Below are 12367 nucleotides of genomic sequence, written 5' to 3' on the forward strand. Positions count from 1 at the left end.
TGCTTCACTCCCTGACTTTCCTTGTATTGCACAATCAATTTATTACCTTTTCTTCCTATTTGTATCGACATATCTTTTCTATCTCTTAACCGTTTCGTTTATAAAATAAAAAAGTAGAGGTACGCTGAGAATCTTCTCTCAACATATCTCTACTTCGAATAAGTCCTAGTTGCTAACCATTTAGCTTGGTGGTTACTGAAAAGTCCAGAGAGTGTACTTTTATGGACCAATGCCCCAAGATTTCATCGAGTCTTAAAGCGTAAGTCCTGATCTTTGAGCCTAAAGAGCTTTGATACGTAAGTTTTGAAAGCTGAGCTCTCATCTTTGAGCTTTCATCCTCGTATTCGCCAAATAATTTTAGGATGGCCTAGTTGACCCACTAGGCAAGGGACTCTCGTTTATCAGCTATTCAAATGATTAGCAAATCACACTGTTAATCCACAAGATTAATTTTGGTAATAGTATTGGATTCGCTTAAAATAAAATCGACTTCACACTCAAACTCGTCAATTTCTTTACTAAGCGTATCCATTTTTTCTTTCAACTTCAATGGGTCTACGAGCTTCGCTTCATTTTGCTCTTTAAACGGTTTGGAGATCGCTTCCATTTCCGTATCCTTCACCTTGGAGTCTTTGCCAAAGTTCGCTTCGAGCAGCTTTTCTAATCGTAGCTGTACTTCTTCATTTTTCGATTCAACCTGCGTGACTGCTTGGTTGTAATCTCTTCTCATTTTCTCCAGCAGTGATTTCTCGTATTGAATGGACGTTTTTCGCTCGATTGCTTCGGCAACTGTCATTCTCTTGCCGCTTATCGTTACCATCGTCTTTGCGTTGGACTCGACGATCAGTGACTTCATTTTTTGTCTTCTTTTTATTAGATCAATGATGGATTGGTAGTTTCGCTCTGTTGTTTCCTCATAGAGTTCTGTTGACGTGTAACCAGATACTGGCTTATGTCCAATGGCCGAAGACATGAAAGTCGTTTCATTGATTCCTTTTTGGATTCGTTTATCGAGTAACTTTAGTTCTGAGAGTCCTCTTGTGATAGACATTTCCATCGTGTCATTCCTCCTCGTGGAGTTTGATAGAAGAATTGTTTATGGATATAGGGGTACCATTTGGTAGTTTAATATACAACTTTATGTAAATAGTTGTAAAATTTCTCAGGGGATTGGTTTGAAAAATTCCACTTAAACTATCTTATCTAAATGATATTCAATTGGCTTCTGTTCAATTTTTTCTAATAACAAGGTTTTTCTTGTAATAAGATCATCGAATTGTTCCAGCGACAGTTTTTCCTTTAGTTGCTGCATATTCAAACTATCCAATCCTTTTAAAAGATACTCTTTGGATTTGTGAAATACCGCAGAGTGGGTTAATAATATCTCTCCGTAGGCTATTAGGACTATCGATTTTTCAAAAATACCAAGGTTCATCGTTGTTTCAAATTCACCAAGGGTCCTAGACAGCGCTTGAGTACCCCTCATGTCCTCTGCTCTATACTCTTGGTACATTTCATTGATTGCCTCAAACAATTCCTCGTACTCCCAATGCATGTTTAATCCTCCATTTACTACTCATGTTTCCCTCATCGTTAAAGGTGGGATAAGCCTTTGGAAGTTTAATTTCGACCACCTAGCTTAGCTACATTTACGATCTCTCTTATAAAAGGTGTTACAAAAAAGCAGTTTTCCATATCATCCTCATCCAACATAGCCCAATAATCAATCGTATTCTTATGAATACGAATATCTTTAAGGAGATGATTCCTGATAGAGCTACCCCAACTCTCCTCGTCCTTTTCTTCTATCATCGCATCTTCGTATGAAGAAATAATAACAATCATTAAAGCAAACTTTTCCTCTATATCTAGATTAAAGTTTTCATATGCAAATAAGAAATCCGCTACTCTTGAAGAATCGGACACTTCATACTCCCAATCTTGTGAAAATTCCTTGGGAGCTGGTAATTTGATTTTCTTTACAAGGCCTTCAATAGCACTTCGAGTAACATATTTAGGATTTATGTTCTCCATGACTTATTTCTCCTATCTATATATCTATATCGGCCGTTTTCAAAGTTGATGGTGTCACCTTTAAAAAAGGCTCATTCCCCCTCATCATTCAAGTTGGAATAAGCCTTTCGCAATTAATTAACCGTATCAAAGCTGCAAATATAGTCGATACAACATTCGGGCAGCTTCCCCGCGAGTGACAGCCTCGCCAGCTCTAATCTGTTTATCCGCAGGTACATCTATCAAGCGCTGCTTCACAGCCAAAGCCATCGTTGGTCTCGCCCAATCGGAAATCGTGTGTTGGTCTGTGAATTGACTCAAGTAGTCCTCCGTATTCGAAGGGTAATGATAATTTTTCTTTTCATGTAATGATCTTGCACCAATCGCAGCCATTTCTTCCCGGGAAATGGTATGGTCTGGCCTAAACGTGCCATCCGGATAACCTTTGACAATATCCTTTTTTTCGGATGACGCGATAAATGGAACATGCCATTGCGGCGGATTCACGTCTGAAAAGCTCTCCGTCGCCGTTTCGTCCAAAGCGTAAAAAGCTCTTACAAGCATCGCCGTGAACTCTGCACGGGTAAGCGGTGAATCGGGCTCAAAGTTGCCATCTTCTTTCCCGGTTACGATTCCTTTCGATCCCAGAAACTGTACGGCTTGCTGTAACTCAGGATCCCGATTGTCAACATCAGGGAACGTTTTGGTATTATTATCCACGAAATACGTTCCAGAACGGTTTATTTCGGCTTCCATGCCGTTATTGTACGGATTGAACTTTCCTCCGATAGGCTGCGTTACTTTCCCATTCGTATAGAACACGCTATTATGTGTCGCGTCCGCCTGATGTGCAGGCAGAATGAGCCCGATGTTGCTAGATACGTTAGAAAGCTCCTGCCCTTGTTCATCTAAAAATTGTACATGGTATCCGCCGTTATTGTTTTCGACCAAGCGAATAACAATAACCGGGAGCGAATGGAACAGGCGATTTACGGTCGCAAGGTTAAACGTCAGTTTCGCATCCCCCGCATGGACGGTAAGATAGTCGATATCCTTACGATTGGTGAAGCTATCCTTATAAAGTTTGACTGTAAAACCTTTTTGTTCAGGCAAAGACAAAATTTCCCCATTTACGACTAACTCTCTAGCAAGAGCAATGTTGTTTTCCGATAGCGTCTGCTCTACAGCAGTCTTAGCCTTTCGCGCATTGTCAGCTACGCGGTCAACCAACTCGGGCGTGATGATGAGTTGGCCATTCACAATATCCGACTTTTCGCTACTTGCGGCTGTAATAACTAGCTCTCCTGCTTGGGTCAGTCCCTCCACAATAAACGGACGTTGTCTGTCAGCGACAGGAACCGATTCGACGGCAGTGTAATACGTCTCGGACAGTCTATTACTATCGACGACGTACAACAAAAAGTAAGCGGTCACGTCCGGAGAACCAGCTCTGCTTGCAGTTGCCCGCACAATGGTCTGCCCGGATTTGTTCGCTTTTACGACCTGTGTACCATTCACATTCGATAAGGTTCCTATGCTCGGATCTTCAATGGTGTACGTCATTTTTGTCCCAGGAAGCAGATTATTTACCGCAATGAACTGTTTGTCGCCAGGTTGCAGCATCGTGACATACGGATAGAGACTCATTTCCGGCGTAGTTCGTATCACAGGCTGGGCTGTTGTTTCAGAGCGATTGCCCGTTGGTTTGTCTGCTGTGCTAGGGCGTTCGGCTGTTGATTTATCTGTTTTCTCTGAACGATTACGAGCTACCGTTTCATCCGTGAAAACAACTAGCTTTGGCAAGGCAATCGAATCTGCCCAAGCCCACAATGTCTGATCCTTTTTTACTACATAGTAATACCTATTTTGTAGGGAATAGTCATTTTGGTATATAGAAGCAATGTCCGTAAGCTCTGGGAAAACTTTATCGTTGTTGTCCACTGACCAAAGCTGATCGTCTTCTCGGAAGGCATACGTTTTATCGATATTCCGATCTCTCAAGGAGTCAAATTGCATGATCGTTCGCGCGTCTTTTGCTGCATGTAAATACAAAGGATATTTTTTCGTGTCAGCAGTTGGCCAAGACAAGACAGTGCCATCCTTCATATAGGCATAGCTGATAGAAATGCCCGGCTCTATCTTGACGATATCAGCAAATCCGTTCATCTGCTCTGGACTTGTGTTTTTCGAGCGGTTATTCGGCAGATACGAATTTGCCTTCCATCTCCAAACCGTACCGTCCTTTTTCACAGCGAATCCGATGCCGTTAGCCGTTTTTATGGATACGACATCATCTAGTAGCTTTGTTCGGACCGGAACGGGTGTGGCCCCCTTCGTGGTACCTGTTTCACTTCCCAAACTCCATACGGAACCGTCTGATTTTAGTACGAACAAGACCTTGTAGGCACTGTTATAATGCGTGGCTAGTGACGTTACATTTTTCAAATCTTTGATTTGCTTCGGAGCACTAGCCGTACTCGCTTCAAGAGTAGTGCCGGGGGCGGCGTCCCAATACCACACCGTTCCGTCATTTTTTAGGGCCACGTAGTTAACAATATAGTTACCCCGGGCCGACTTCCTTTTGACTATCATCTCCTTCACATTCTGCAAGCCCGGAATTTGCATTTTTTTGGCTTTATAGAATAGATCTGAAGAACTAAGAGGATGTCCATAGATGTACCAAGTCCATACGGTTCCATCTTTTTTCGACAGTAGCACATTATCGTTAAGGATGTGGTAATCCTCCCCGATACGTGTATAATGTTGTTCGTAATCGACTCTTGTGTCATTCCCATTGGCTTGAACCGTATTAGATTGGGCCGTCAGGATTAACACAAGGCTTAACAATGCTGCCATCAATCGTTTCATTGTTGTCCTCCACTAAAAATCTCCTCGATAATCTCTTTGCTCTGTCTCCCAATTCCCATCATTTGTACCAAACTTCATATTAACAGAACATGAAATATTTACAATAAACTAGCTATTTTTAGCAAAATGCATTGTGCCCTCCAGCTTTCAGGACAGGAAAAGCAAAAAAGCCAGGGCCTACTCTCCCTGGCTGTCGTACGTTACAGAAGTCCTTCCTTTTTCCCTTTTTGTACCGCGTCATCCCGATTCCGCACTCCGAGCTTGTCATACAGAGCAGACGCATAGTTACGCACTGTCCCATCTGACAAATACAGCTTGGAAGCGATTGTTTTATAGCGCATGCCTTGGGAGAGCATCTGCAAAATCTCCAGCTCCCGCTTCGTTAAACCATAAGCATTCTCGTCTTTTTCGCTTATTTTCGGTGCAACGAGTAAATCTTCCTGTTCGTTTACTGGCTGTGCATCCAGCATTTTATGAAGTAGGTCTTGTGCAATCATCGTACCGCCGCGATGGACGAGGCGAATCGTTTCCGCTAGCTCGCGTGATTCAATCGATTTCAAGAGATAGCCGTCTGCACCACTACGCATGATTTCTTTGGCTTTTTCAGTATCCTGAAACGTAGACAGGACAAGAACACGAATACCCGGCCATTTTTCCTTTATTCGTTTTGTCGCAGTGATCCCGTCCATATTCGGCATTTCCAAGTCCATCAGCACGAGGTCTGGTTCTAGCTCCTCGCACAGCTCCACAGCCTGCGCCCCATCCTCGGCTAACCCGACTACCCGCAGGTCCCGCTGTCCCTCGAGTATGGTGCGCAAGCTTTCCCGAATAAACGAGTGATCATCTACGATAAACAAACGAATGATTTCATCCGCGCTCTCTACCAGCCTCGGCACAAAACAAGTAACGATCGTTCCTTCTCCCCGCTCTGAGTATACGGATACTCTTCCTTGCAAATGAGATGCCCTCTCTTTCATCGTCGTGATCCCGAAACCATCCTTCCAATTTTCCATCCCGTGACCGTTATCCTGTACTTCCAGCCTCGTCTGTTGCGGCTCAAAATAGAGAGAAACGACGATGTCCGTAGCCTGCCCGTGGCGTACCGCATTCGTCAAAGATTCCTGCAAGCAGCGAAAAAAGGTCATTTTCACCTGCTTACCAACAGGATACTCTTCTCCGATCGCACGAAACCGCACATTCACCTTGGCATGTGTCTGAAACTCCTCCGCAAGCTGCCTCAGCGAATGGACCAAGGGAAGTGTCTCTTCCGGTGACCCCATCTGATGCAAGTACCCTCTCACTTCCTTCATGCCTTTTCGCGCAAGCTGCAAGAGGGAGTCGAGCTTTTGCGTCCCTTCCTGCGACGCTACATCCGGACGTAAGGTTTCCAGCCCCATGATGATCGAGACATAGGAATGCCCCATCGTATCATGCAGGTCCTTGGAAAGGCGGTCCCGCTCCTCAAGCAGAGTCACTCTCTCGATTTGAGAGAGGTATTGCTCCAGCACACTGTTTTGCTTGCGGATAATTTCATTTTGCCGATGATTGACGATGAGCAAATGAAAGGCAAACCCTATCACATAAGCAAGCCCGACTTGCGGAAAAATCTCGAACACATCAATTGCACGAGAAAAAAACATTATCAACAGTGGGATAAAAACAATCGTAATGGGAGCCGACCAGCGAAACGATTTCTCCGCACTATTGGCGGCAATCAAAAAAGCTGGCATCAAAAAAGTAAGGTACGCCTCCGGAAACATAGACGTGAGATAAATCGATAATCCGCCAAACAAGAGCATTTCTGCTATCAGATAGTAACGATAGCTCAGCATTAAACAAATCCACGGGACGGAAAAAACCATCATTTCCCAAAGTATAACCATCCATAAGGGCAGAGTGAGATATTCTCCAAAATTTACAGTCGTAACGGTGAGTGAAAAGCAAACGATCAGACGCAAAAAAAACATCACCCAGTCATACCAGGCCCATTGTTTTACGATATCTAACAAACTATCATCCCCTAATTGCTTTGAACATCAAGCGCGTGTACCCACCAATTAAATGTACGAGTCCGTTCCCGAGCTTGGAGCACCCGATCATGAGTATGAATCCTAAACTCATTATTTGCAATGCCTTCAGTTCTGAATCCACTACGCTCCCGAAAAAATGTAGCTCAACGAAAGGATAGAGCAACGGTATGAACGCAAAACATACGGGTGCAATGTAGATGAGCACTCCGATAATCAGGCAAATGCACCCTAGGACGAATTTTTGCATCAGCCAATAAACGGATATCCAGTTTCTTACATTCATTAATTCCGCCTTTGCCTGCATCCATTGGTTTCCCACTGCTCTTTGTCTCATTGCCAACGGTTCTATGGAAATATCGGTATAAATCTTCGTCTGAATACGTTCATGCTGGACAAAGGTTTGGCTTGTACGCAACACATTGGTGAGCAATGGAATTCCCACTACGGTAAATGACAAGGCCAAGCCAAGCACGATACTGACCAAGTAAAAACATAAATAAAATACCCCCGAGACAAATGTAAACAGCAAAAAGATAACATTTTGAACGTTACGCATAATCGCTCTTTTCATCTAAGCTAACTCGCTCCTATCTATACCTTTTCCGACACGATGATGACGGTCTGCCCTTACCGTAATCCACTGCGCGTCACATGAGCCAGTATCAAAATGTCATATGACAGGCTAAGTCATGTCATTTCATCAAAAGAATTTTGTAAGTCGGAAAAGTGATGACAGGAAGTAACTACCGAGTATGACACTAGCTTTGCCATACTGTGCTCAAGCGCTCACTCTCGGAGTCGCTGCGGTGTTACCAACACAAAAAGGAGAATCGCACATGAAAAAAGTGATACAAAAAATGAGTCTCGCCGTTTTTCTTCTCTCCACCACCTTGATTACCGCATGCACACAGCCGCTCGGTGCCATGGAATCAAATCAGACTGCTTCCAGCATAAACGGACCAGTGGATGCCAAAGAAGTAGAAGCATTTGCCGATCCACTGTTTGCAGAGAAAATGAAACAATACAATGTGAATGGTTCGAGCTTTGTGGTCGTCCGTGATGGCAAGGTCATCGTGAACAAAGGCTACGGCTTCGCTAACAAGGAAAAGAAAATCCCTGTTGATAAAGATACGGTGTTCCAAATTGCCTCTGTATCGAAAACCTTTACCGCTTTGGCTGCCATGCAGCAAGTCGATGCGGGTAATATTGACCTGCATGGCAATGTAGAGGAATATCTCGGTGGGCTAAAGATTCCTAATAAGACAGGAAAACCGGTCACCATGTACGACTTGCTTACCTACACAAGTGGCATCGATTTGCCTGATGGCATTGCCATTACCGGTGCCCAATACATTGATCAGGACATCTCGATGGATGAATACCTTCCAAAGCATATGCCGACCGTCATCCGACCACCTGGCGAGGCCTATACGTATGATAATTCTGGATTCTTACTTGCTGGTTACGCCGTGGAAAATGCAAGTGGAATCCCCTTTGCCCAGTATATGGATGAAAAAGTGTTCAAGCCTCTCGGAATGACCTCAAGCAGTGTACGCTTTAAGCCTGAGCTCATGAAGCGAATGGCTGCCAATTACGTCGGTCGTAAAGGAGAGCTTCGTCCTCCAGAAGGGCGCACTCCAACTGATGGTCCACAGGGAAGCATTCTATCAACAGGCGAAGACATGGCCAAGTATATGATCATGCAGCTGCAAAACGGAAAATTTGACGGCAAGGAAATCGTCAGCGAAAAAAGCATGGACTTGATGCATACGTACCAGATTTTCGCGAATAAGGACATCCCGATCACAACCGTAGGCTTTGAAGGCTATTTTCCAGAGCTGGCAAATGGTCAACACGTTGTTTTGAAGGGTGGAAACATGCCTGGCCATTCTTCCCTGATGGTATTGGTCCCAGAACAAAAAACCGGCTTTTTCATGTCCTACAACAATGATTCATTATTAAGCTCCGAAATTTACAAAGAATTCATGGATCATTACTTCCCAGCGACAAAAGAACAAGCAGAGCCTGCTTACTTACCTTTGAGTGAAAAGGATGCGCAAAAATATTTCGGGCTGTATCAAAATACGCGTGTCTATTTTGCCCGTACTTCTATTACCTACGAGAATGGCTCACTCGTGCTTGAGAATGAGATAACCGGAAAACAAAAGCTGCGAATGATTCATCCATTGCTGTTTGTAGATGAGGAAGGCAATAAAGTCGCGTTCAAGGAAGACAAAAACGGTAACATCAAATACTTCTATTATGCAACGCCAAAAGGTGCTTTACTGGTTGCCGATTCACAAAAAATGGAAATGAAACAGACCTACTCAGACGTCTCTAACACTAGTAGCTATAAGACCTATATCAACAACCTCAGCGCTCTTTCCATTATGGGAGCAAAAACAGGAAATAAATTTGATCCTACAGGAACCATGACACAAGGCGAATTTACTGACGCTCTGATCAAAGCACAAGGCATGTACGTATTTGCCGGGAGTGAAGACGGGATTAGACAGCAATTGGCCGCGGGCATCCCTAATTTGAATCCATCTGCACCAATCACCAGACAAGTCGCTGCTGTCATGATCCAAAATTTGAAGCAGCTTGAACCAGTGGCAAACACCAAAACGAAGCTACAAGATACCGCCGATGCATGGGCAAAAGATGCGATCACTGCTCTTGTTTCACAAGGCATCGTTGATCCGGATACGAAAGTAAGCGCAAATGGCTCTTTCACATTCCGCGCAAAAGATTTACTGAAGCGTCAAGAAGCAAGTGCCTTGCTTGATTTAGCGTTTGGCTACTATTCGCTGCCGATTAAACGAAACTAACTCCTCTCCTCTCTGAGCCAGTGCCAAAACGTCATATGGCATGTCAAGTCATGTCATTTCATCACAGAGACAGCAACTATTTTGTATATCGGAAAAATGATGACAAGAAGTAACTACCGAGTATGACGCGAGCTTTGCCATACTGTGCTCAAGCGCTCATTCTCAGAGTCGGTGCGTCAAAACGTGTTGCCAAAACAAAAAGGAGAATCGCACATGAAAAAAGTGATACAAAAAATGAGTCTCGTCGTTTTTCTTCTCTCCACGACCTTGATTGCCGCATGCACGCAACCGCTCGGTGCTGTGGAATCCACTCAGACTGCTTCCATTGCTGCCCAAGGACCGTTGGATGCCAAAGAAATAGAAGCGTTTGCCGATCCACTGTTTGCAGATAAAATGAAAGAATTTAATGTGACTGGTTCCAGCTTTGTTGTTGTCCGTGATGGCAAGGTCATCGTGAACAAAGGCTACGGCTTTGCTGACAAGGAAAAGAAAACCCCTGTTGATAAAGACACGGTGTTCCAAATTGCCTCAGTATCGAAAACCTTTACCGCCTTGGCTGCCATGCAGCAAGTCGATGCGGGTAAAATTGACCTGCATGGCAATATAGAGGAATATCTCGGTGGGCTAAAAATTCCTAATAAGACAGGAAAACCGGTCTCCATGTACGACTTGCTCACCTACTCAACTGGCTTCGAATTGCCTGACGAAACTACCTTTACCGGTCCACAATACATCGGGCAGGACATCTCTATGGATGAATTCCTTCCAAAGCACATGCCGACCGTCATCCGACCACCTGGCGAAGCCTATACGTATGATAATACAGGATTCTTACTCGCTGGCTACGCCGTGGAAAAAGCAAGTGGAATCCCCTATGCCCAGTATATGGATGAAAAAGTGTTCAAGCCTCTCGGAATGACCTCGACCAGTGTACGCTTCAAGCCTGAGCTCATGAAGCGAATGGCTGCCCATTACGATCTTAATGGCGAGCCACGTCCGGCAGAAGGACACGCTCCAACTGATGGTCCGCAGGGAAGCATTCTATCAACAGCAGAAGACATGGCAAAGTACGTGATCATGCAGCTGCAAAACGGAAAATTTGACGGCAAGGAAATCGTCAGCGAGAAAAGCATGGACTTGATGCATTCTTTTCAGATTTTCGCAGAAAAGGACATCCCAATCACTACCGTAGGCTTTGAAAACTATTTTCCAGAGTTTGCAAATGGTCAGCACGTTGTTTTGAAGGGCGGAAACATGCCAGGCCATTCTTCCCTAATGGTATTGATCCCGGAACAAAAAACCGGCTTTTTCATGTCCTACAACAATGACACAATGTTTAGCGCTGATATTTACAAAGAATTCATGGATCATTATTTCCCGGAAAAAGTAAAAGCAAAAGCAGATCCAGAGTCTGATTACTTGCCCTTGAGTGAAGGGGATGCGCAAAAATATTTCGGGCTGTATCAAAATACGCGTTTCTATTGGACACGCACTTCTATTACCTATGAGAATGGATCACTCGTGCTTGAGGGTGAGGCAACCGGAAAACAAAAGCTGCGAATGATTCACCCATTGCTATTTGTAGATGAGGAAGGCGAAAAAATCGCGTTCAAGAAAGACCAAAACGGTAACATCAAATACTTCTATTATACAACGGAAAAAGGCGCTAGCCTTGCTGCCGATTCACAAAAAATGGAAATGAAAAACACCTACTCAGACGTCCCTAACACCAGCAGCTATAAGACCCATATCAACAACCTCAGCGCCTTTTCCATTATGGGAGCGAAAACAGGAAGTAAATTTGATCCTACAGGGACCATGACACAAGGCGAATTTGCTGACGCCCTGATCAAAGCACAAGGCATGTACGTAATGGCCGGGAGTGAAGACGGGATTAGACAGCAAATGGTTGCTGGCATCCCTAATTTGAACCCATCGGCACCAATCACAAGACAAGTCGCTGCTGCCATGATCCAAAATTTGAAGCAACTTGAACCTGTGGCAACCAGCAAAGTGACGCTGCAAGACAACGCCGACACATGGGCAGCAGATGCGATCACTGCACTTGTTTCACAAGGCGTCGTGGATCCTGATACGAAGGTAAGCGCAGATGGCTCTTTCACATTCCGCGGAAAAGATTTACTGAAGCGTCAAGAAGCCAGTGCCTTGCTTGATTTAGCGTTTGGCTACTATTCATTGCCGATTAAACAGTAAGCATCTGTTTCCTCTTTTTGGGATAAAGTAGGGACTTGTTGTATACCCTACTCCTTTGAGGGAGGTGACTGGTCGTGGAAAATAGCGATAAAAACAGGGGACAAGCTGAGCAAAAAGTTTCAAGTGACTTGAATGAGAAGGAAATCGAGCTTCAGCATCAATATCAAATGTTCCCTACCCCGGATGAAAAACGTGCTTCAAAAGTAATTACTGAGCTGAAAGATTAATAGCTACTCTCCCCCACTTTAAGGCTGTCGAGAAACTCGGCAGCCTTTTTCATTTGCTCCGTAATCCGCTGAGCATGACATGAGCGAGTGCCAAAATGTCATATGACACAAAGTAACTACCGAGCATATGACAGAAAATAACTACCGAGTATGACACGAGCTTTGCCATACTGTGCTCAAGCGC

General features: G+C 44.3%; 9 protein-coding genes. 3 read left to right on the plus strand and 6 right to left on the minus strand.

The features are described 5' to 3' along the window. Positions 1-433: 433 nt before the first annotated feature. The 6 genes from HP399_RS24505 to HP399_RS24530 all read right to left on the minus strand — a co-directional run bounded on the left by HP399_RS24505 (position 434) and on the right by HP399_RS24530 (position 7482). Entirely contained in the window at positions 434-1057 is a 624-nt protein-coding gene (locus HP399_RS24505; protein WP_173620070.1) for a hypothetical protein, read from the minus strand. 132 nt (positions 1058-1189) lie between these two features. Continuing rightward, positions 1190-1555, minus strand: a complete 366-nt coding sequence (locus HP399_RS24510) for an Imm3 family immunity protein (protein WP_173620071.1) — start codon at positions 1553-1555, stop codon at positions 1190-1192. Positions 1556-1620: 65 nt separating this feature from the next. Continuing rightward, entirely contained in the window at positions 1621-2034 is a 414-nt protein-coding gene (locus tag HP399_RS24515; RefSeq protein ID WP_173620072.1) for a hypothetical protein, read from the minus strand. A gap of 126 nt (positions 2035-2160) precedes the next feature. Continuing rightward, a complete protein-coding gene (locus HP399_RS24520) occupies positions 2161-4881 on the minus strand; it encodes an S-layer homology domain-containing protein (RefSeq protein WP_173620073.1) in 2721 nt (906 codons plus the stop codon). Between the two features lie 200 nt (positions 4882-5081). Then, positions 5082-6890 carry a helix-turn-helix transcriptional regulator gene (locus tag HP399_RS24525; RefSeq protein WP_173620074.1) on the minus strand — a complete coding sequence of 603 codons (1809 nt, stop codon included), beginning with the start codon at positions 6888-6890 and terminating at the stop codon, positions 5082-5084. A 4-nt stretch (positions 6891-6894) separates the two neighbouring features. Continuing rightward, complete coding sequence (locus HP399_RS24530; protein WP_173620075.1) at positions 6895-7482, minus strand: sensor domain-containing protein; 588 nt, start codon at positions 7480-7482, stop codon at positions 6895-6897. 265 nt (positions 7483-7747) lie between these two features. Between HP399_RS24530 and HP399_RS24535 the strand changes: the two genes are divergently transcribed. From HP399_RS24535 to HP399_RS24545, 3 genes are all read left to right on the plus strand, one after another. Further along, on the plus strand, positions 7748-9742 hold the full coding sequence (locus HP399_RS24535; protein ID WP_173620076.1) for a serine hydrolase domain-containing protein: 1995 nt from the start codon (positions 7748-7750) through the stop codon (positions 9740-9742). Between the two features lie 213 nt (positions 9743-9955). Next, positions 9956-11956, plus strand: coding sequence for a serine hydrolase domain-containing protein (locus HP399_RS24540; RefSeq protein WP_173620077.1), 2001 nt, complete (start codon positions 9956-9958; stop codon positions 11954-11956). A 74-nt stretch (positions 11957-12030) separates the two neighbouring features. Next, positions 12031-12183, plus strand: coding sequence for a hypothetical protein (locus HP399_RS24545; RefSeq protein WP_173620078.1), 153 nt, complete (start codon positions 12031-12033; stop codon positions 12181-12183). Positions 12184-12367 lie beyond the last annotated feature (184 nt).

Origin of the sequence: Brevibacillus sp. DP1.3A (assembly GCF_013284245.2) — a bacterium.
Taxonomy (GTDB): domain Bacteria; phylum Bacillota; class Bacilli; order Brevibacillales; family Brevibacillaceae; genus Brevibacillus.